General features: G+C 38.5%; 19 protein-coding genes and 2 pseudogenes. 7 read left to right on the top strand and 14 right to left on the bottom strand.

Features of this window, described 5'->3' with window-relative positions; all coding sequences use genetic code 11:
* Positions 1 to 395: 395 nt before the first annotated feature.
* Positions 396 to 1502 (bottom strand): annotated as a pseudogene (locus AC1TPB_RS16405) (RNA-guided endonuclease TnpB family protein).
* Between the two features lie 11 nt (positions 1503 to 1513).
* Positions 1514 to 1714, bottom strand: a pseudogene (locus AC1TPB_RS16400) (transposase).
* Between the two features lie 88 nt (positions 1715 to 1802).
* Here AC1TPB_RS16400 and AC1TPB_RS16395 point away from each other — a divergent pair.
* Positions 1803 to 3020 (top strand): MFS transporter, encoded by a 1218-nt coding sequence (locus AC1TPB_RS16395; RefSeq protein WP_482077514.1) that lies wholly within the window; start codon positions 1803 to 1805, stop codon positions 3018 to 3020.
* Here the strand turns inward: AC1TPB_RS16395 and AC1TPB_RS16390 are convergent.
* The 8 genes from AC1TPB_RS16390 to AC1TPB_RS16355 all read right to left on the bottom strand — a co-directional run bounded on the left by AC1TPB_RS16390 (position 3017) and on the right by AC1TPB_RS16355 (position 11250).
* Positions 3017 to 3265, bottom strand: a complete 249-nt coding sequence (locus tag AC1TPB_RS16390) for a hypothetical protein (RefSeq protein ID WP_482077488.1) — start codon at positions 3263 to 3265, stop codon at positions 3017 to 3019. The genes AC1TPB_RS16395 and AC1TPB_RS16390 overlap by 4 nt on opposite strands.
* 7 nt (positions 3266 to 3272) lie before the next feature.
* A complete protein-coding gene (locus AC1TPB_RS16385) occupies positions 3273 to 4367 on the bottom strand; it encodes a LacI family DNA-binding transcriptional regulator (RefSeq protein ID WP_482077487.1) in 1095 nt (364 codons plus the stop codon).
* Between the two features lie 17 nt (positions 4368 to 4384).
* Positions 4385 to 5674, bottom strand: coding sequence for an ABC transporter substrate-binding protein (locus tag AC1TPB_RS16380; RefSeq protein WP_482077486.1), 1290 nt, complete (start codon positions 5672 to 5674; stop codon positions 4385 to 4387).
* Positions 5655 to 7514 (bottom strand): sensor histidine kinase, encoded by a 1860-nt coding sequence (locus AC1TPB_RS16375; protein WP_482077485.1) that lies wholly within the window; start codon positions 7512 to 7514, stop codon positions 5655 to 5657. Before AC1TPB_RS16375 ends, AC1TPB_RS16380 begins: the two co-directional genes overlap by 20 nt.
* A 97-nt stretch (positions 7515 to 7611) precedes the next feature.
* Positions 7612 to 8373: an SDR family NAD(P)-dependent oxidoreductase gene (locus tag AC1TPB_RS16370; protein ID WP_482077484.1), complete on the bottom strand. Its 762-nt coding sequence runs from the start codon at positions 8371 to 8373 to the stop codon at positions 7612 to 7614.
* Positions 8374 to 8590: 217 nt separating this feature from the next.
* The gene (locus AC1TPB_RS16365; protein ID WP_482077483.1) at positions 8591 to 9523 is read right to left on the bottom strand and encodes an AEC family transporter; all 933 of its coding nucleotides are present in this window, start codon (positions 9521 to 9523) and stop codon (positions 8591 to 8593) included.
* A gap of 13 nt (positions 9524 to 9536) precedes the next feature.
* Complete coding sequence (locus AC1TPB_RS16360; protein WP_482077482.1) at positions 9537 to 10166, bottom strand: nitroreductase family protein; 630 nt, start codon at positions 10164 to 10166, stop codon at positions 9537 to 9539.
* A 202-nt stretch (positions 10167 to 10368) separates the two neighbouring features.
* A complete protein-coding gene (locus AC1TPB_RS16355) occupies positions 10369 to 11250 on the bottom strand; it encodes an EamA family transporter (RefSeq protein WP_482062348.1) in 882 nt (293 codons plus the stop codon).
* A gap of 171 nt (positions 11251 to 11421) precedes the next feature.
* Between AC1TPB_RS16355 and AC1TPB_RS16350 the strand changes: the two genes are divergently transcribed.
* The 3 genes from AC1TPB_RS16350 (at position 11422) to AC1TPB_RS16340 (ending at position 12945) form a co-directional block, all read left to right on the top strand.
* On the top strand, positions 11422 to 11634 hold the full coding sequence (locus tag AC1TPB_RS16350; protein WP_482077481.1) for a hypothetical protein: 213 nt from the start codon (positions 11422 to 11424) through the stop codon (positions 11632 to 11634).
* Positions 11635 to 11905: 271 nt separating this feature from the next.
* Positions 11906 to 12067, top strand: coding sequence for a hypothetical protein (locus tag AC1TPB_RS16345; protein ID WP_482062346.1), 162 nt, complete (start codon positions 11906 to 11908; stop codon positions 12065 to 12067).
* Positions 12068 to 12294: 227 nt separating this feature from the next.
* The gene (locus tag AC1TPB_RS16340) at positions 12295 to 12945 is read left to right on the top strand and encodes a metal-dependent hydrolase (protein WP_482077480.1); all 651 of its coding nucleotides are present in this window, start codon (positions 12295 to 12297) and stop codon (positions 12943 to 12945) included.
* A gap of 128 nt (positions 12946 to 13073) precedes the next feature.
* On the opposite strand, the gene AC1TPB_RS16335 is transcribed toward AC1TPB_RS16340, so the two are convergent.
* The gene (locus AC1TPB_RS16335; protein WP_482077479.1) at positions 13074 to 14006 is read right to left on the bottom strand and encodes a manganese-dependent inorganic pyrophosphatase; all 933 of its coding nucleotides are present in this window, start codon (positions 14004 to 14006) and stop codon (positions 13074 to 13076) included.
* 345 nt (positions 14007 to 14351) lie between these two features.
* Positions 14352 to 15746 carry a threonine synthase gene (gene thrC, locus AC1TPB_RS16330; protein WP_482077478.1) on the bottom strand — a complete coding sequence of 465 codons (1395 nt, stop codon included), beginning with the start codon at positions 15744 to 15746 and terminating at the stop codon, positions 14352 to 14354.
* 297 nt (positions 15747 to 16043) lie between these two features.
* On the opposite strand from thrC, the gene AC1TPB_RS16325 reads away from it, so the two are divergent.
* The gene (locus AC1TPB_RS16325) at positions 16044 to 17447 is read left to right on the top strand and encodes an MBOAT family O-acyltransferase (protein WP_482077477.1); all 1404 of its coding nucleotides are present in this window, start codon (positions 16044 to 16046) and stop codon (positions 17445 to 17447) included.
* A 49-nt stretch (positions 17448 to 17496) separates the two neighbouring features.
* On the opposite strand, the gene AC1TPB_RS16320 is transcribed toward AC1TPB_RS16325, so the two are convergent.
* Positions 17497 to 17631, bottom strand: a complete 135-nt coding sequence (locus AC1TPB_RS16320) for a hypothetical protein (RefSeq protein ID WP_482077476.1) — start codon at positions 17629 to 17631, stop codon at positions 17497 to 17499.
* Positions 17632 to 17761: 130 nt separating this feature from the next.
* On the opposite strand from AC1TPB_RS16320, the gene AC1TPB_RS16315 reads away from it, so the two are divergent.
* Together AC1TPB_RS16315 and AC1TPB_RS16310 are read left to right on the top strand one after the other, a co-directional pair.
* Positions 17762 to 18922 carry a DHHW family protein gene (locus AC1TPB_RS16315; protein WP_482077475.1) on the top strand — a complete coding sequence of 387 codons (1161 nt, stop codon included), beginning with the start codon at positions 17762 to 17764 and terminating at the stop codon, positions 18920 to 18922.
* A gap of 169 nt (positions 18923 to 19091) precedes the next feature.
* Entirely contained in the window at positions 19092 to 19295 is a 204-nt protein-coding gene (locus AC1TPB_RS16310; RefSeq protein ID WP_482077474.1) for a hypothetical protein, read from the top strand.
* Here the strand turns inward: AC1TPB_RS16310 and AC1TPB_RS16305 are convergent.
* Positions 19287 to 20165 carry a DUF72 domain-containing protein gene (locus AC1TPB_RS16305; RefSeq protein ID WP_482077473.1) on the bottom strand — a complete coding sequence of 293 codons (879 nt, stop codon included), beginning with the start codon at positions 20163 to 20165 and terminating at the stop codon, positions 19287 to 19289. The two genes, AC1TPB_RS16310 and AC1TPB_RS16305, sit on opposite strands and share 9 nt — an antisense overlap.
* Between the last annotated feature and the right edge of the window lie 403 nt (positions 20166 to 20568).

The following is a 20568-nucleotide window of genomic DNA, read 5'->3' as shown; positions in this document are numbered from 1 at the left end:
CGTACCTGATGTCCGCTTACGTATACAAATTTGAACAGTCAAGTACTTATTATGAGGTTGAGCCATTTTAATTAGATTAAAATATATTTTAGTAGTATAATTCTTTACTATCACAAATAATATCGAACCAATTATCTAGCGAACATAGAAATATTGAAAGATAGGAAGATAGAGAGTGGAACATCATTGATTACTAACAAAATCTGGACCAAAAGCTTCATTGCGATTTGTGCAAGTAGCTTTTTTATTTTCGTGAACTACTCCCACCACTTACCCCTTTACAGGTCTTGAAGTGGGGGTTTCTCGGTTCATCGTTACTTTTAGTAGCTAACGAATTAGTCTTAGACCGCCGAGCTATCACCCTTGTTCCAAAGGTTCTTTAATTCTATTTAAGATCACGCGAATAAGCGCATTCCTTCATATTTAATATTGATTGCGGCGTTATAATCTCTATCCAGATTTGCACCACATGTACAGGTATATACGCGTTCAGACAAGGAAATCTCTTTGATACGGCCACAATGACTGCATGTCTTTGTGGATGGATACCATTTGTCTATTTTGATCAGTTGTTTTCCTTGTTCTTGTAATTTGTAGGTTAAGAAAGTGGTGAACATACCCCAACCATTGTCCGCCACACTTTTACCAAAGTGAAGGGCCTGTGACATTCCTTTCATGTTCAAGTCTTCGATTGCGACTAAATCAAACGCTGTAGCTAATTCTTTTGACTTGTGATGTAAGAAATTCTTGCGTTGGTTTGCTACCTTTTCATGTAACTTAGCTACGGTTATACGTTGCTTATTCCAACGAACAGAGCCTTTTGTTCTTCTCGATAGAACGTGCTGTGATTTTGCTAATTGTTCTAACATTTGACGATAGAAACGAGGGTAATTGGCTTTCTCACCTTCACTACTAACGTACAATTCAGACATAGCAAAATCTAAACCTACAACGGATTTCACTTCTTTTTGCACGATTACCTGCTCATACTCCGTCAGGATCGATATATAATACTTGCCCGAAGCGGTCATAGAGATCGTGCAAGACTTCATGGTATGGTGACTCGGTATATCTCTATGTTGTTTGATCCGTACCATCTTTAGCTTTGGTAATTTGATATGACGAGCAAATAGCATAATGTTTCCGTTTACAAGATTGGTTGTATACGACTTTCTATCCTTTTTGTTCTTGAACGTAGGAAAGGCATTCTGACCACTAAAGAAATTCTGATATGAAGTTTGCAAATGGAGTTGAGCATTGGCTAAGGCGAGGGAATCCACTTCTTTTAATCACTCAAATTCTACTTTATATTTCGCAGGAGTTGGAAGCTTATGCTTCTTTCGTTGATCCTTATCGTCTTTATATTTCTCATAGATTTCTTTACGTTCTGCTAACATTTTGTTGTATACGAATCTGACACAATCGAAGGTTTTACGCATAAGAAGTGCTTGTTCTTCTGTTGGATACAAACGGAACTTGTATGCTTTATGGTGCTTCGCCATATCATGTCACCTCACTTTTCACCTTGACTTTCGATATATTTTTTCACTACGTCTATGGTTGAACCACCCGTCGTAACTAAACAAAAACTTCTTGACCATCTTTCCAAAGCTGTCTTTTCACTTGTGGAAAGTCTTTTTTAATCAAAACTCACAACTAAAACAAGATGGTAATATAATAAGAATACTGAATGATTATTACTTTCTAACTTCATTGATATAACACCCTTTAATCTTTATAAGACTGATTATATCTGATCCGAAAATGTAAAGCAAAATCTTTTTGTCTATCGCCAAGCCGAAATTCATCTCCCACCTAAAATTGGGCTTATCAGCCCTTCATTAATTTTTGAGGATGGAGAATTCTTTCGGGTAGCGTTAAACTTTTATGTACTTGCTACAGCATTACCATTGTATGTGAGCGAATATTTGCATGGTAACCAACAACAAATGGGACTTGTCATCACACTATGGGCTGTAGGCTGTGTTATTTTACGTCTATTCTCTGGAAGATGGTCTGACCGATTCGGCAAAAAGAAAGTTTCAATTATAGCACTATCTATATTTCTACTTTCCTCTATTTTTTATTTCGGAGTAGCCAGCATTGCATTGTTATTTATTATTCGTATTATTCATGGAGGTAGCTATGGAGTAGCTGCGACATCAACTAGTGCATTAGCTACTGATATTATTCCTGAATCTCGTAAAGGTGAAGGTATTGGATACTTTAGTATGTTTATGAGTGTTGCTATGGTCGTCGGCCCAGCACTTGGTATTATGGTATGGAATAAATATCAAAGTGCAAATACGCTATTCACATTAAGTGCGATCATTTCAGTACTCGCACTGGTTTGTACGCTTATCGTGAAACCTAATGAAATACCACAGCAATCCATCAAACAAGAAAAAATGTCATTCAAAAACTTAATCGATAAAAATGCACTTCCTATCTCATTAGTGGGCTTTATTCTTGCCATCTCCTATAGCTCGCTTACTCTGTACATTACTTCTTATACTAAGGAATTAGATCAAGAAAACTCTGCAGGATTATTTTTTATCGTGTTTGCATTGACGATTATTATTTCTAGACCATTTATAGGGAAAATGTTTGATCGATTAGGTGAAAACTTTCTAGCGTACCCTGGTCTAATCTGCTTCGCTGGTGGAATGATCATTCTTAGTCAGGAAACATCTAGCACTGTACTTCTACTATCAGCAGTCATTATGGGATTAGGCTACGGAGCAATCTTACCTTGTTTTCAAACGATTGCTATTCAATCTGTTCCTGCCGAGCGACGTGGACTCGCTACTGCGACGTTCTTCTTACTGTTCGATGCTGGATATGGAGTAGGATCTTACTTAATGGGAGTTATTGCAACTCATTCGAATTATCGTGTCATGTATTTCAGTGCTGGTGTACTTGCTCTAATTAGTTTATTCATCTATTACTTCATGCATCATCGTCAAACTGATAAATCCAACAAGAATATGAGTTCTGCTATTCTTCCGAAAACTAGTTAATTGATAACGATAATCAGCCCAGATATTACAATACTGAAAGCTAGACGATTACTTATTCGATCAAGCTTTTCCAGTAACATAGTTACTTGACGGGATTCCAAATCTATTCTTAGTTTGCCGTTGCTCACCATACGAGCTAGCTGCTTCAGATGGAGTGGAATCTCCTTAACCATATCAATATATTCTGGTATTTCCTCTGATATATTTTTCAATACCCGCTTCGGATTTATCCTTTCCAGCAACATTGAATAACTATTCTCTTGCAGCTGTTGAGTCTCGGTATATTAATTCGCTTTTTATTAATATTTTAACGATTGGCTCATCTGGAGTTGCAAGTCGATTAAGTAACCGTTCCACTGCTTTCTTCCCTAACGTCTCCTTTGGTACATGTACCGTAGTTAAAGCAGGGGACAGACGATAGGAATCTTCAATATTATCGAAGCCGGAGACGGATATGTGCTCTGGCACCTTTATACCTAATCCTTGCAACATCTGCACTGCACCAAGCGCGATGGCATCATTACCGCAAACAATTGCAGTAGGCATTACTTTTTGCCTCGTAATCCATTGCTTCAACTGCTGAGCAAATTGTTCGGATTCGAAACCTTCAATTTCGAGAAAGCTATGGTCAATACAAGAGCTATAGGAAAGAAACGTAATATTTTCTCCATCGTTTTTTTGCTGTCTATATAATTGCTCCTCCATCGCAGCCCGATAACCTAGAAATCGGTCGTAAAAGCTTCGTGAAAATTGCGTATTACCAACGAATGCGATCTCATTATGCCCCGTTCCAATAAGTTGCTTCGTTAATCGATACGTTGCTTCATAATTATCTACGAAAATACTATCCGCAGGAATCAAATAATCCTCATGATCGACCAGTACCATCGTCACTCCAAGTCGGTGTATCTCTAGAAGCATCGTAGATGATATTTCGCCAATACCAATAATCCCCAATATTCCATCAAGATTAATAAATTGTGTAAAATGATCGATACTTTGTTCTGATAAAATAACCATTCCTATTCCACGTTGTTCTAACTCTGCTGATACACCATCTAAGATTCGTCCCCAATAAAGTGACTCTTTCGTTTGAAACCGAATATTAGGCATTAATACAAGAACTGATTGCTTGCTTGATGCTTGTGAACGGACATTAGATTCTACTCTATTCGGTTTCATATATGCATTTTTTTGTGAGAAATAACCTAATTGAGAAGCAGCTTCAATGACTCTTTCCTTCGTATGGTCACTAACCCCAGCCTTCCCCGATAATGCTTTAGAAACTACGAATTTGGATACTCCTAAGTAATTGGCAATTTGTTGCATTGTGATTTTTTTAGACATCTATATTTTCCACCTTACTAATGTGTGATGATGGTACGTGCTTCTGTCCATCGCTTATTATACTGTTCAAATACTTCTTGAAGACTAGGCGCAGCTATCCATTCTTGAATGTAAGACCCAGACCATAATGTAATTTGTGCTGTTGAAGCAAGTTCGAGTAACCGATCACTTGGAATCATCCGCTCTACAGGAATACTACCATACGATTCAAATTCTTGAAATTGTGGTAGTGTTGGAAATTTGGTCGTATCAACAGGGAGAAATCCGGAATCATCAACAAACCCTGACTCATGGATGAAATACTCAATCCATTCTATCGCAATGTCTGTATGTTCACTGTACTTACTAACACCAACGAACCAATCGGGATTCAAAGGCGAATATAACGGCTTCTCATTAGAATAAGGAAAAGGGAAAAACCCAATAGTTTTTGGATCTGCACCAAGTGCAATTAATTGATTAATAACCCAATTACCCATAAAGTACATCCCCGCTCTACCTGCAGCAAGCTCTAGCTTGGATGCTTCCCATTGATTAGATATTAATGATTTTTCAACATAATCATTCTCAATTAATGTCTTAACGATCGTAATCGCTTGTCCCCATTCATTATCTACTTGCCATGGCTCATCTAATCCGATCATATCATTCAAATAAGCGGCATCGCCCTTCATAATACTAACAAGCTCTTCTCCCCAATTCATAAGTGGCCACTGCGCCCCATAGTTCAAATAAATTGGAGTTATACCTGCCCTTTTCAATTTATGACAAGTCTCATAAAATTCATCTAATGTTGTAGGTATGCTAGTGATGCCAGCGGCCTTAAATGCCTCTTTATTGTACACAATTCCTGTTGATGCTGCGCCTGCTGCTATGCCATAACGTTCGCCGTCGTAAGTTTTATAATCAGAAAAACGAATATTTTGAAACATCTCGTCTGGTAAAGGAGTAAAGTAGTTAGGCAATACTTCATTTTTCAAATGATTCGGGATTAACAATACATCGCCAAAATTTTGTGTCGATAAGCGGACCGATATATCAGATACATAGTTCGTTAATCCTTCGAATTGTATCGTTACTTGTGGATGTTCTAGCTCGAACTCTTCCGCGTACTTCTGGAATCCACCATTTTCGATTAAATCTACTCGATTCGTTAGTATCGTTAATACGATATCTTCATTCATTTCCTGTAGCTGATCTTGCTCTATGTCTATTGATGGATTCGGTTCAACAGTATTATTACTACACGAAGTTAGTTGGATAACACATATCAACGTTATAAGGAAGCTACATATCGCTCTCTTCACCAATCACTTTCCCCTTCCCTAGCGGAAGTTGTAGAATGACTTCTGTTCCTATACCAGGCTGACTATCTACACGTATTCCATATTGTTGGCCGTACTGAAGCTTGATGCGTTCATTCACATTTTTCAAGCCAATACCTCCAATGCCGTATTTCGTTTCATCAACAAACCCGTCTCGTAATCCACTATTCAACTTGGCAAGTTTACTTCTCTCGATTCCAATCCCATCATCGACAATATGTATCATAAGCATTGGATATTTCACAGTCGAGCGAATCTTAAGATGCATATTACCTTTAGCATCATCTAACCCATGATATATAGCATTCTCAATAATAGGCTGTAATAATAATCTAATCATTCTATATTGCATTACGCTACGATCGACATCAATTTCAAGTTGGAAACGATCTGGATAACGATAATTTAATAACTCAATATAATGTTGAACGTGGTTCATTTCCTCTTCAATATTCGTCTCATCATTCAGATTACTAATACTATAGCGTAATAATTTACCAAGTATAGCGATCATATCTGCCGTTGTACTATCATCATTCATTTCCGCGCTCATTCGTATCGACTCAAGTGTATTGTACATAAAATGAGGATTAATCTGATTTTGTAATGCTTGTAATTCTGCTTTCTTTTTCTTCGTTTCCATTTCATAAATATGTTGAATAAGTTGATCCAGTCTTACAATCATGCGATTAAACTGGCTGCCTAGCATACCGACCTCATCATGATATTTCACAGGGAATTTCACGTTGAAATTACCCTCTTGTACACTTTTCATAAGTCTAGACATTGTACGTAATGGTCTAGTAATTGCAAATGATAAAATAATTGCTACAACAATAGAAATAAGTACTGCAACTGCTGTCGTAATCCAGATAATCCGTTTAACAATGATAGTGTCCTTCGTAAGTTCAGTAACTGGAATAGAAGTAATAACCTTCCACCCAGTACTGGCCGAAGTTACATACATATGAAGATATTGAATACCATCCTTCTCTAGATAGAAACTCCCCTTCTTATTCAATGCATGATTTACAATATCATGGTCGCTCATATTACTAGCAATCCACTTCTTCTCACTATCGAAGATAACATTACCTTGCTTATCTATAATTAATGAAGCTCCCTTTGTCACTTGATCTAGTTCGCTAGTCTGATCTTCAATAATGCTAATATCTGCATCGATTGCAATTAAACCAATCACCGATAAGGAATCATCTACAATCTTACGAACAACAGAAAATGCATACCTTTCCGATTGTAAGTTACTTGTATACTTTTGCGTTCTAAGTAGTACCGCTTCGCCCCGTGATAATTCCGCTTCATTCAACCAATAATGATAGCTATTCTCCAGATCATTACGTATACCACCTGAGACGATAGCGTAATAACTATTACCGAATTCATCGAATAAGTAGACGGAATTAGCTCCCCTCTTAATCGTATTGATGAATGAAAGCTGACCTTCTATTCCACGTTGAATGGACAATAGTTGATCAAAATTATTCGGTAATGATGTAGTAACTTCTGAGGATTGTCGCTCGGCATAATATCCATTCGAGCGAATAAGATTACTTTTAATGTCATCAATATAGGCAGGAATAGAGGATATACTTTTCATATCCTCTATATAATCATCCACACGAACCATCATACTCTCTTGCATTTTAATGGAGTATGCTATCGTTTTTTCCTCTATTGACGTTGCATATTTCGAGGATGAATTGTAGCCCACCACAGATAGAGGAATCGTAACAAGTAATATGAACGAGAGTAATAGTTTACGATCCATCTTCATATCACCAATACGAAGCTTCGATCTCATCGTTATACCCTCCTAAAACTTTTCATATCGTCTAGCTATGCTCCTTGAGTTGAAAAGTAATATCGGAAGCATAAGCTCCATTGGTCTCTCAATTAGATTAGATCGTAGGCATTACATTTCCGCCATTAACAGGAATGAACGCACCCGTAATGAAGCTAGCAAGATCAGAGGCAAGAAATGCGACAGCATTGGCAACTTCTTGATCCGTACCGCGTCTACGTAATGGAACTGTACTGCTATATCCAACATTGACTTCTGTACCCGCTTCACGATCACGCGCACTTATCGTCCAGCCTGGAGCAATCTGGTTAACTGTAATTTGATGCTCCCCTACCTCTTTCGCCAATACGCGATATACACCATCCATCCCACGTTTTCCGGCAACATATGCAGATTGCGTAGGCGCATTTTGCATCGAGCATTCCGAATTAATACCTATAAAGCGACCAGAGCCACGCTCGATCATGCCAGGTATGAATGATTTGGCAAGTAATACACTTTGCATAACGCAGGAATCGAATTGTCCTTGAAAATCTGCTGCATTTTGCTCTAATATAGACGTCCACTCATATTGAATCACGGCATTAGCTACAACAATATGTATATCCCCCATCTCATCTGTCGCTGCCTTATACATGGCTTGAATATCTGCTTCTCGTGTAATATTGCCTTTAATAATCATCGCTTTCTGGCCTAGCTGCTTCACTTCTTCACGCAGCTCAATCGCTTTTTGTTCATTTGAATGATAATGAATAACAACATTTGCACCGCATGCCGCTAATGTTTTCACAATTACTCTACCCAAATCACCAGTTGCTCCAGTAACTAATGCCGTTTGACCCGTCAATTCTAAATTCATAATAATCCCCCATATAATTAGTTTTGTTAGTAACAATGCTACCATATCCACTAACATTTATCATTGAATATTTTATTGGCGGACGCTTCTATTTTACAAAAAAAAAATTAGAAATAGCCAACGAAAGTCAATATGTAGATCGACTGTCGCTGGCTATTTCATTATTACAATCAATTATTATTTATTATTTCAATGCATGAAGAATATTTAAAGCTCTTCATACCGTAATATTAAGCATAAAAATAACTGCAGTAACGGTAAGTATACTTATTAATGTGGAAATGAATACTGCTTGTGATGCAAATTCCTTCTCGTTATCGAACTCAACTGCAAGTAATACACTACTTAACGAAGTAGGTACTGCTGATGAAACGATTAATGCCGCAGATGTTAAAGGATCAAGGTTCATCACAGTAACAACCAACCACGCTAATACTGGGCCACCAATTAAGCGTAGTACGCCTGCGATCGATACATCGATGGCAAGTGATTTTGATATTTTCCACTTCATCTGACCAAGCTGAACACCAAGCGTTAATAGCGCCATACCAATAAAGGCATCCGTAATGTAATCGATTGGTGTTTGGATCGGAGCTGGAATCGGAATTGCAAATCCTCTCATTATAAATGCGAGCGGGATAGCATAGATGACAGGCATAGAAAGAATCGTCTTCCATATTTCCTTCATATTAGCTTTATGTGAATTAACACTGTAAACGCCATATGTATTCGGAATAAGCGACTGCATCATCATAATAATGACTTGAATACCTAACGTTTCCTTGTTTCCAGCAAACGCGAGCTGATTCAGCGGCACTCCATAATTAGCACTATTATAAAATAGCACACTATTTTTCATCGCACTTTTCATCGTTGGACTATAACCCCGAAGTCGTACGACGATTTCAACGACGATAAACTGTAGAACCATAAAGATCACAAAAAACAGTAATACATTCCCCATAACGCTAGCTGAAATAGATGTTTCATATATTAGAGAAAAAATGATTGCTGGTGAGAACAAATAAAAATTCAGCTTGGAAAGCGTCTTAATATCTAGATGAAAGATTTTCTCAAGTGTAATACCGATAACAACCATAATCATCATCGGCATTACATTGTTCAATAAAATGTGAAGGAATATACTCATCCTAGTGGTATTCCTATTCTACACTATACGACATAATCAATTCGTCTAATGATTTTCTTGGAGTAGGAGCATTTACCTTATGGAATGACTCATCAAGTAGATCAATCGTGCCTGGCTTACCAATTGCGATAACAACATGGGGAACGAAATTCTCAGGCATTGCTAACAATTGTTTCGCCTTTTCGCGATCATAGCCACCCATCGCTCTAGTAGATAGCCCGATCATTTTCGCTTGAAATGCGATAGAAGCCCAAGCTGCTCCCGAATCAAATGCCTGATTATTATTTGTTTTGCCTTCAGGTAAAGATGTATCTCCTGCAAGTAAAATATAAGCAGAAGCTTTCTGTGACCACACCGCATTACGAGGCATAATAAATTGCTCGAATAAAGCTTTTTGAGCTTCAGTTGTAGCTACAAAGAAACGCCATGGTTGAAAATTATTCGCAGATGGTGCATAGCTCGCTGCTTCAAGAATTGTATTGATTTCTTCCTCAGTAATTTCATAAGGCTCAAACGCACGTGTAGACCAACGATTAATGAACAGTGGACTTACCTCATGCTGTGGTTGGCGGATAGCTAGCGCTTCCTTATTGTAAGCTGTAATATTCTGCACTTCTATCACTTTTGTATGGTTTAAACTCATTTTATTTCCTCCTAAAACTTTTTATAATCTACTTGATGTACTCCCCTGAAATAAAAAGTAACTTCGTAAGCATAAGCCAAACTTTTTGTTTACTTCTTGATGCACTTCATTGCTGACGAAAAGTTACTTCGTAAGCATAATCTAAAAACTTTTTGTTTACTTCTTGATGAACTACCTTGCTAATGATAAGTTAGCAGTTATATCATTTAAATAAATGAATGAGTAATATTCCACAAATCGCAAGAATCATGCCAATAACCTCAAACTTAGTTAATGGCTCTTTTACAACAAATCTAGTATAGAGTAGAATAATGACAACATTCAATGCGATAACAGCCGATACAAGCCCTGTCTTACCTATTTCGAATGATTGTAAAATAAATATCATACCAACCGCATTCGTGATCCCTACTGCCAAACCGATCCCAAACGTTGAACGATTACTGTATCGTTTCACCGTTTGCTTTGCTGCGCTAATTGCTACTTGCGCTGCTTTCCCTCGCTGTTCGATAAGCCACCATACGCCGAAGCATACTGTTCCAGTTGCAAACATGATAAACATTGTTGGAAATCGCTCTGCTTGAAGCATCGTTGACCATTTGCCAGAGAGGTCATTTCCAGCGAAAAATAACATCGTTAATAGTGCCCATTGTGCTCCCTGCATATTTGAGAGTGAGATCTCAGAAGAGTAACGAATCGTTACTACACCGATAATTAATACAAGAAACGCTAATAACTGCATCGCATGTAATCTTTCATCCCAAAGTAGATAAGCAACAGCAACGACAACAACTGACTGCAAAGATGAAAGTATTGCTACTATTGACGCTTTGCCTACTGCAAACGCCTTGTACATACATGCACTAGCAGCAAATGAGAATAGCCCCATTTGTATACCAACCATGGATGATGCTGACCACTCTGCACCAGTTACTAAAATTATTACTCCATTAATAATGACGCCTGAAGCAAATACACCACATAACATTAGATTTCTATCAAGCTGTAATGTACTCGTCTTATGATACAATACGCCGCGTAAACCAAAGGCAAGAGCGGCAAATAATGCATACATTAACCACATACTCTAGTTGCTCCTCTTCTATCGATATTCATTCATTCTATATCTAGTATCTCAAAACGGCAAATGAAAACTTGTAATGAGCTACTAAGCTAGCTACAATCATACTAATTAAATCAGTTACTATCACTATTATTTTTCATTATAATCATTCAATAAGAAGGGGATATCGTTATGAGCAAATTATATAAGGTTCTAACGCGACATCGTTATGGTAAAGGGTTTGCTTGGTATTATGGCTCAGTATTCAGTGAGCAGTCCATGTCAATCCAGCTTGATGAGCAGAAACTCAATCTGCTAACGAATGAAATGATCGGTGGTCGGATCGAGTTAGAAGGGTACGATGTGTTACTATTAGTAGAGGAAGTTCAAAACATCCACTTGTGATCACGATGTATTTGCTAACGTAGCTTAATCGACATCGAATATGTTCCCCCATCGAAAGCCTGCGTGTGCTCACGTACACAATACGTACGCTGTGCTACTCGTTTCCGCTGTGGGGCATCTTCTTGGTGCTGACAAGCGAATGTTTTGAACCTTTATTTTAAGCGGAAGTTCAATTAGCAGACTTTGATAACGAAGTGACGCAGGAAGCTTAATCCACATCGAATTGAAAGCTAACAATCGAGGAAATGTAGGTCTTGAAAGGAGTATTACCATGTTTACACTTCAAGAAAAGCAATTTTTACTGCAATTATTGAAGAGCAAGACACGCTGGAGTTGGTTCAATCGCAAGAAAAAGCAAGCGATGCAGCAAGAGTTGATTGAGAAGATTGAACAAATGATACGCAACGAGCAGGTCAACAAAGCCCGCTTGTGATCACGATGTAATGCTACGGAGCGGAAAGAACTAATCGTTCGTGGAAAAGCGATAGCGGTCGTTTTTGTCCTCGAATTTATTCTGCTTGTACCATTACGATAAATCCGAGGACAACGACGATTGGTCATCGTAGCGTCACACTAGCATCGCTCGAACAACAATTGGTCATCCCAGCGTCACACTAGCTAAAGCTACAACTTCAACTAGATTTCACAGCAGGAGGTTTCATGAACGGTAAAACACATTTGGCGATCGGAGCTTCGATTGGAGCAGCTTGTACTTTGTACTTTTCACCTGCCCAGCAATTAGACTCTGTTGTCGCATATATCGGGGTAGCAAGCTTTTCGGCACTAGCTGCTGATCTTGATGGCCCAAGTATTTTAACAAGGAAATTAACAAAGATAAGTCGGAATCTTCATCAGTTTACACTAATCGGTGGTATCGCAGGGTTAGCTTTTTCACTTTACTTATGGCTATCCACTTCTGCCTTCTCGCCATTATGGATCGGTGCATCTGTTGCAGCTATACTTATCGGATTAATCGTTAATCGCAGCGCTATGCGAAATGCATTGGTAAGTATTATCGGTGCAGCACTTGGAGTTTACGGAATTTCGGAAAGCTGGTATTGGCTCATTGGGCTCGGTCTATTTACTGTTATTGCTCCTTGGCTCAAACATCGTGGACTAACTCATACAATATGGATTATACCTTTATGGGGACTAATGGGATATGGGTTAGAGCAACAGTTAGCAGTAGACGGACTAGGCTTAACAGCTGCGCTAGGTTATCTTTCACATATTATCGCTGACATGCTGACACCCGCTGGCGTACGTTGGCTATATCCGTTAACGAAGAAAAAGTTCAAACTGAAATTATAATTTTGATGATAAACAACTAATAATACAATACTTTATTGTAAAAGGAGCAGTTCTCGATAATCGAGAACTGCTCCTTTTTATAATGGCTAGAGACGATAATCGTCACAAACGCCTATTTTTCCCGAATCTTAAAGTGCATTCAATGTTTCAGTTAATACTGGAACGATTTGAGATTTACGAGATACGACACCTTTCAATAGTGCAGTGTTGTTATCAAGTGTTACGTTATAAGCTTTTTCTACAGCAGAAGCTTGCTTACCTAGTGCTAGTGCAACGGAATCATTGTTAAGAATATCAGTTGTAACTAGTAAAAATAGATCAAGACCTTTTGCTTCGATAATTGCTTGAAGAGCTGGCTCAAGCTCAGCTTGGCGAGATAGAACATCGTTCGTATCTACAGCATTAACTTGTGCGATTTCTACTTTATAGTTACCCATAGAGAACTCTTTAGCATCTAGGGAAATTAATTGTTCAATTGTTTTATCACTTAGGTCTGCACCTGCTTTAAGCATCTCAAGACCATATACTTGTGGGTCAACACCAGCGATAGCTGCAAGCTCATTAGCTGCTGCAACATCTTGCTCTGTGCAAGTTGGTGATTTGAATAGTAGCGAATCAGAAATGATAGCTGAAAGCATTAGACCAGCCACTTCTTTCGTTACGGCTACACCATTTTCTTTGTGAAGCTTATTAAGAATAGTTGCTGTGCAGCCTACTGGCTCAGCACGGAAATATAGAGGAGCACTAGTCTCAAAGTTAGCAATACGGTGATGATCGATAACTTCAACAACACGTACTTGATCGATATCATCAGCACTTTGTTGACGCTCATTGTGGTCAACAAGAATAACTTCACTTACTTCATTAGCAACAGTTGCTACATAACGAGGAGCTTCAACTCCGAAATAGTCCAATGCATATTGAGTTTCACCGTTAACATCGCCTAGACGAACAGCTTCAACGTCTGCACCTAGCTTAGTTTTCAAGTCAGCATATACTAATGCTGAAGTAATAGTATCCGTATCAGGATTTTTGTGACCGAAAATTAAAGTTTTTGACATAGTTTTTTTAACTCCTTCAATTTTTCATTGTCTTCTCGATATTCTTCATATGTAATTGAAAAATACATCGGAAGCATAAACCTAATTTTTCATTGTCTTCTCGATATTCTTCATATGTAATTGAAAAATACATCCGAAGCATAATTAGTTATTCTAATATTATAAGTGCATTCTGACTTACAAGCATCTAAAATATATTATACTATCTTTTCCGCATTATTCCTAGTACTTTACTATGATTATTTTCCCTGTTTTTGTGTGATAATATTTTGCACAATATTAAAAAAGCTAAAGCCCTGCATAGGTACACGATGCAAGACAATAGCTTATTCATATTTATACTAATTACGCACGATAAAATTGCTCAATCGTAGTAGCAATCGCCGCTTTGTCACCCGCAATACGAGTTTGGCGTTGCGATTGATTGAATAGCGCTTGAATCTGCTCTGGGTACTCTTGCTCAATTCCACATAATTCAATGGCTTCATTGAATTTAGCAGGATGGGCAGTAGCAAGAGAAATCGTAATTTCACCTTTAGCAGCACATTGATTGGCAGCAGCAACACCACATGCACTATGAGGATCTAGCAAATAATTCGTCGATTCTTTGTAATCTGAAATCGTAGTAAGACATTCTTGACCTTGAACACCATATGCCGCAAATTCAGCTTGAACTTTAGCAAGTGCTTCTGGAGAAATCGATATTTCACCTTCAACTTTAAATTGCTCCATAATTGAAGTAATAAGCTCAGCATCTTCACCGAGCACATAATATAAGTAGCGCTCGAAGTTACTTGCTACTTGAATATCCATAGACGGACTGTATGTCATACGGAAATCACCTGGCATATATACTCCTTCGTTAATAAAACGCTCAAGAATATTATTTTCATTAGTTGCCAAAATCAATTTATTAATAGGTAGTCCCATTCGTTTAGCTAAATATCCCGCAAAAATATCGCCGAAGTTACCCGTTGGCACACTAAAGTTCACTTTAACTGAACCGGCTTCTTTGGAAACTTGGAAATATGCATAGAAGTAGTATACAGTCTGTGCAAGGATACGGACAATGTTAATCGAATTGATTGCAGCAAGTTTGTTTTTAGCTTTAAAATCAAGATCAGCAAACAATTCTTTAATAATTCCTTGGCAATCATCAAAATTACCATCTACAGAAAGATTCAATACATTATCTTCTTTTACCGTCGTCATTTGCAATTCTTGAACTTTACTTACTTTACCATGCGGATGAAGAATACATATTTTGATGCCATCTTTACCACGCACGCCTTCAATAGCAGAAGCACCAGTATCACCTGATGTTGCACCCAGAATATGGATTTGGACACCTTGTTTTTTCGCTACATAGGAATAGAACTGTCCCATGAATTGTAATGCAATATCTTTAAATGCAAATGTAGGACCATGGAATAACTCCAATAAATATAACTCATCAGAGAGCTTTTTCACTGGTGTTACTTCTGGATGACGGAATGTGCTGTAACTTGCCGTTACTAATTCCTTCAAATCATCTGCCGGAATTTCATCATTTGTGAAATGCGAGAATATTTCAAGCACTAGCTCTGTATAGCTTAGCTTACTCCAAGCCTGTAATGTTTCTTCAGAGAAAGTTGGGATTTCCTTCGGAATTAGTAAGCCACCATCATTAGCAAGCCCCATCATGAATGCATCGACAAAACCAATACTACCAACGTTACCTCTTGTACTAATGTACTCCATTATCGTACCTCCTAAAAATTTTTATTGCCTCAATGAACTACTTCCTCGCTATAAAAACTTGCATCGGAAGCAATAGTCTATTCATTGCTTCTTATGTGAATGCATAAGCTATTGTACTAGCATTTTACCATCGTTTGACCGAAAAATGAATGTTCAATTTGTTTAATGACTTTTTATTCAATTGCAAGTAATCGTGAAAGGTAATAATTTCAAGATCGCATTATTGCAACATTATGCTTGCTTCTGTCGTTTGATTCATATAACTCAATACTATTCTAACATAACAGGTGACTACATATGGTTTTTAGCAGTTTATTATTTATTGTGTTCTTTCTTCCAACCGTTCTACTTCTTTATTACATTTGTCCACCCAAGTTTCGCAATTGGATTTTGCTTATTAGCTCCTTTATTTTCTACGCATGGGGTGAACCGATTTACATAGTCCTTTTGTTAGTATCAACGACAACTGATTTTTGGCTTGGTAAATGGATTGGAAATACGCAGCGAGGTGAGCGTTCACGCAAAATGTTGCTCATTGTATCCATTACGATTAACTTAGCTGTTCTATTATTTTTCAAATATGCAGGCTTCCTTATTGAAAATGTGAACAATGTACTAGGCACCAATATTGCCGAGCTTGATCTACCGTTGCCGATCGGGATATCCTTCTACACCTTTCAATCGATCTCATACATAATTGATGTGTATCGACGTAAAGTCCAGCCGCAGCAGCGTTGGGTTCCGTTCGCAACCTATATTGCACTCTTCCCGCAGTTAGTTGCTGGACCAATTGTTCAGTACAGTACCATTGCGGCACAATTACAAAATCGTAAATTCAACGAAGCCCAATTTGCCGAAGGTATACAACGTTTTATTCGTGGGCTTGCCAAAAAGGTACTGCTTGCCAATAATATTGGTTTACTTTGGGATCATATCCAGTCGCAGCCAACGGATGCCATATCGATATGGTTAGCTTGGCTCGGTATCATTGCATTCGCCTTCCAGATTTACTTCGATTTCAGCGGTTACTCGGATATGGCAATTGGACTTGGGCTTATGTTTGGCTTCCGCTTCAATGAAAACTTTAATTTACCTTATCTAGCTAGAAGTATTACAGACTTTTGGCGGAGATGGCATATTTCACTTAGTAGCTGGTTCAGGGATTATGTATACATTCCACTCGGTGGCAATCGGCAAGGGCTGTGGAAGCAGCTTCGCAATATAATGATTGTATGGGCACTTACTGGAATTTGGCATGGAGCAAGCTGGAATTTTGCTTTATGGGGTATTTATTTCGGTATCGTCTTAATTTGTGAAAAGCTATTCCTATTAAAATGGTTAACTCGCATTCCTCGCTGGCTACAGCATAGTTATGCGATCATTTTAATTCTTTGTGGCTGGGTACTGTTCGTGTTCGAAGATATGACAGCGATGGGGCAATATATAATGTCAATGCTTGGCATGCATGAAAGCTCAGTATGGATTAGCAATGAGTTATTATTCCAGCTTCGAAATTATATTGTATTATTAGCGATACTCGTTATCGTATCGATTTCACCAAAAATTAAGCTATGGAATCGATTTACGCAAGCGACTAGTGGGCAGGTTGTTGTCTGGGCAATTCATATGCTCTTGCTATTCATATCGATTGCGTATTTGGTAGACGCGAGCTTCAACCCTTTTCTATACTTCCGCTTTTAGAGGAAGTTCAAATAGCGTGCTTTGATAACGATGGATAGGCTAACGTAGCTTATTCGGCATCGCATCTGAAGCGAACTTGGAAAGTACGGTTCGCGTGTACGCAATCATGTACACTTGCGCTTCCGCCTTTCTCAAGTAGCGCATCACCTGCTCGGTTCTGAAAGCCCGCTTTTTGAACCTTCATTATAAGCTTCGATCGGTGACCGCTTATGTACTCATGCCGTACACGTTGCTCGGTTTCGTTTCATAGCGTTGCGATGAGTATGCTAGCGTACGCTTTACTTCAAGTAAGAAAAGTTTAAGGAGTTACAACGATGACTAACAAATGGAATGCTAAATTATATATTATTGGATTTACGGCGATGCTTGGAGGGTTATTGATATTATTTTTAGTCTCGCCAAAGGGTAGCTTTTCGCAGTTTGAAAATCGAACGCTACAAAGCAATGTGACGTTTAGCTGGGACGCATTAATTGATAAATCGTTTGCTGAAGATACAGAGAAATATGTTTCTGACCAATTTCCATATCGTCAGCAATGGTTTATGGTTAAATCAATCGCTGAACAAGCTCGCCTAATGACTGTTAATAACGGAATTATTCATGGGGATAATGGCTACTTATTCGAACCGATGAAAGAGCCTGTTTGGGAAGATGTGGAAAAATATGTGGATAGTATTAACAATTTCCAAGTTAGTTTCACTAATACACATATGTCTTTGCTATTAGCACCTACTTCCGTGGAAATGTATCCACAATATTTGCCGAAATGGAGTAGTTCTTTCTCTCAGCAGTATACGAATGAGTCGATTCAAACGCATTTATCCACAGATATTAATTTCATTAATGGAATTGAAGCACTTCAACCTCATATCGCTGATGAAAAAATGTTATATTTCCATAACGATCATCACTGGACGAGCTATGGTGCTTATTACGCTTATGTGGAATATATGAATAGCCTTGGCATCGAGCCTATTGCTTTGGATGAATTACAGCCTACAACGATGTCGACTAGCTTCCTTGGCAGCTATGATACAAAGGGACAATTTTGGGGATCACAGCCTGATGAGCTTGTCGCTTTCACTAACCCATGGTTTAGCTCACATATGTTTATTGCTGATGATGAATCAAAGAGTGATTCGTTGTACTATGATAGCTTCCTCGAAGTCAAAGATCAGTATAGCTATTATCTCGGTGGGGTTCATGCACTAATGACGATTACGAATGAACCGATCAATGAACAATCAGCAAAGAAACCTGAAATTGACAAATTACTTGTCATTAAAGATTCTTATGCCCATAATTTAATTCCATTATTAGTGAACCACGCTCGTGAAATCCATGTTGTCGATCTACGTTATTATAACGGCTCGATGAAAGCCTATATGGAACAAGAACATTTTGACGAAGTGCTACTACTATATAATACACCAACGTTTATTACGGAGCGCAGTTTGCTTAATTTGAAATATTAACTTGAACCTTCTCTTTAAATGAAGCTTCAAAAAGTGGACTTTCAGCTTCACTGCCGATCAAGCAACAAAGCGAAACCCAGCAACGTGTACGGCACGAGTACACAAGCGGTCAACTCCCGAAGCTTCCATTAGAGGTTCAATCGAACAATCTACAAAGCAACACCCAGCAATGTTCTGCACGAAGCTTTCAATAGAGGTTCAAAAAGCGGGCTTTCAGAACCGAGCAGGTGAAACGCTACTTGAGAAAGGCGGAAGCGCAAATGTACGTTATTGGTACATGCGAACCGTACTTTCCAAGTTCGTTTCAGATGCGACGCCGAATACGCTACGTCAGCGTTATCAAAGTCCGCTCTTTGAACTTCCGCTAAAATAGTTCTAGCTGCTCAACATCCTGTCTTACCGCCTCCATTGGTTGCTGGCCGTCAGGGCGTTGTTGCCCTAATAACGTCATAAGCTGCTTAGCATTACCTGCAGCATGTCCACCTGAGTTATTATTGAATATGACATAGACATCTTGACTGCCTTGCGACAACTGTTCTAGCCTCGGTAACCATTCCATTAACTGCTGCTCGCTATAATTGTACAAATATCTTACTTCACGCCACTTTTCGTCTCCTGTATCGTTCCAACCACTTTCATTGCGACCATGTAATCTTACCATCGTTACATTCTTATCAGTTGACTCTACTATCATCGGAACACTACCATCACCGGCTTGTGGTTCATCACAAACAGTCTGAATCCACTGCTCATCCTTCATAAATTGAATCGTCTTTTCGCGCATCTCATTCTTAAACCAGCTTTGATGACGAAATTCTAGTGCACAGGAAATGTTGCCCATTAACTTTTTCGTTGAACGAAGCACCATCACATGCTTAGTCATGCAATCAAACCATGGTGGAAATTGAAACAAGACGCAGACTAGCCGATTTTGCTCGATTAGAGGCTGTAGCATTGCAATAAACGAAGCGAACATTTCCCCTCGTTTGGAGGCACTACCAGCGCTTCCTCTTTGATGTCCGGTCATTCCTTGATAGGCCTTCACTATAAATTTGAAATGAGGTGGGGTTTGAGCTAGCCATTGACTCATCCGTTCAACTGATTGGATCGCATAAAAAGTACTATCGATTTCAACTACCTCATAGTGATTACTATATAACGCTAGCTTATTTGTACTGTTTGCACCTTTAACATATAGTGAATCATGATCTCCCCAGCCACCAAGTCCTATATAGATACTCATATCATCACCTCATACTAATAATTATTATTTTTATTAATAAGGGCTCAACCTCATAATAAGTGCTTGACTGTTTAAATTTGTATACGTAAGCGGACATCAGGTACGTTATGGGCATGATTGATCATTTTTCAGATAGCTTTGGCCCCTTGGTACTCGTGTATATCACAAAGCCAAAGTAGCCTTAATATGCGCTGGATGGGGCTACTGCGGCGTTCGTTGCTGAGCTCAGTACATCCCAAACCCATTAGTAATACTAGTGGACTCACAGGACCTTATTTCTGCGTTCTCCGCTCATTTTGAGTTTACGCGGACTCACAGGACCTTAATCATTCGTTTGCTAGTGAATGTTCAGTATTAAACGATCAATAGGGTCCTGTGAGTCCTCTTACATCCTAAAGTGTTG

It is taken from the genome of Paenibacillus sp. Y951, assembly GCF_056786395.1.
Note: the sequence above shows the minus strand (reverse complement) of the source record. Positions and strands in the feature narration are given on the sequence as shown.

Excerpts from the sequence above, each read along its gene's own strand:
- AC1TPB_RS16370 (WP_482077484.1), bottom strand. The coding sequence starts at position 8,373 with ATGAATTTAGAATTGACGGGTCAAACGGCATTAGTTACTGGAGCAACT.
- AC1TPB_RS16390 (WP_482077488.1), bottom strand. The coding sequence starts at position 3,265 with ATGTTGCTGGAAAGGATAAATCCGAAGCGGGTATTGAAAAATATATCA.
- AC1TPB_RS16320 (WP_482077476.1), bottom strand. The coding sequence starts at position 17,631 with ATGAAGGTTCAAAAAGCGGGCTTTCAGAACCGAGCAGGTGATGCGCTA.
- AC1TPB_RS16340 (WP_482077480.1), top strand. The coding sequence starts at position 12,295 with ATGAACGGTAAAACACATTTGGCGATCGGAGCTTCGATTGGAGCAGCT.
- AC1TPB_RS16345 (WP_482062346.1), top strand. The coding sequence starts at position 11,906 with ATGTTTACACTTCAAGAAAAGCAATTTTTACTGCAATTATTGAAGAGC.
- AC1TPB_RS16365 (WP_482077483.1), bottom strand. The coding sequence starts at position 9,523 with ATGAGTATATTCCTTCACATTTTATTGAACAATGTAATGCCGATGATG.
- AC1TPB_RS16375 (WP_482077485.1), bottom strand. The coding sequence starts at position 7,514 with ATGAGATCGAAGCTTCGTATTGGTGATATGAAGATGGATCGTAAACTA.
- AC1TPB_RS16315 (WP_482077475.1), top strand. The coding sequence starts at position 17,762 with ATGACTAACAAATGGAATGCTAAATTATATATTATTGGATTTACGGCG.
- AC1TPB_RS16385 (WP_482077487.1), bottom strand. The coding sequence starts at position 4,367 with ATGTCTAAAAAAATCACAATGCAACAAATTGCCAATTACTTAGGAGTA.
- AC1TPB_RS16310 (WP_482077474.1), top strand. The coding sequence starts at position 19,092 with ATGTTCTGCACGAAGCTTTCAATAGAGGTTCAAAAAGCGGGCTTTCAG.
- AC1TPB_RS16360 (WP_482077482.1), bottom strand. The coding sequence starts at position 10,166 with ATGAGTTTAAACCATACAAAAGTGATAGAAGTGCAGAATATTACAGCT.
- AC1TPB_RS16325 (WP_482077477.1), top strand. The coding sequence starts at position 16,044 with ATGGTTTTTAGCAGTTTATTATTTATTGTGTTCTTTCTTCCAACCGTT.
- AC1TPB_RS16350 (WP_482077481.1), top strand. The coding sequence starts at position 11,422 with ATGAGCAAATTATATAAGGTTCTAACGCGACATCGTTATGGTAAAGGG.
- AC1TPB_RS16305 (WP_482077473.1), bottom strand. The coding sequence starts at position 20,165 with ATGAGTATCTATATAGGACTTGGTGGCTGGGGAGATCATGATTCACTA.
- thrC (WP_482077478.1), bottom strand. The coding sequence starts at position 15,746 with ATGGAGTACATTAGTACAAGAGGTAACGTTGGTAGTATTGGTTTTGTC.
- AC1TPB_RS16355 (WP_482062348.1), bottom strand. The coding sequence starts at position 11,250 with ATGTGGTTAATGTATGCATTATTTGCCGCTCTTGCCTTTGGTTTACGC.
- AC1TPB_RS16335 (WP_482077479.1), bottom strand. The coding sequence starts at position 14,006 with ATGTCAAAAACTTTAATTTTCGGTCACAAAAATCCTGATACGGATACT.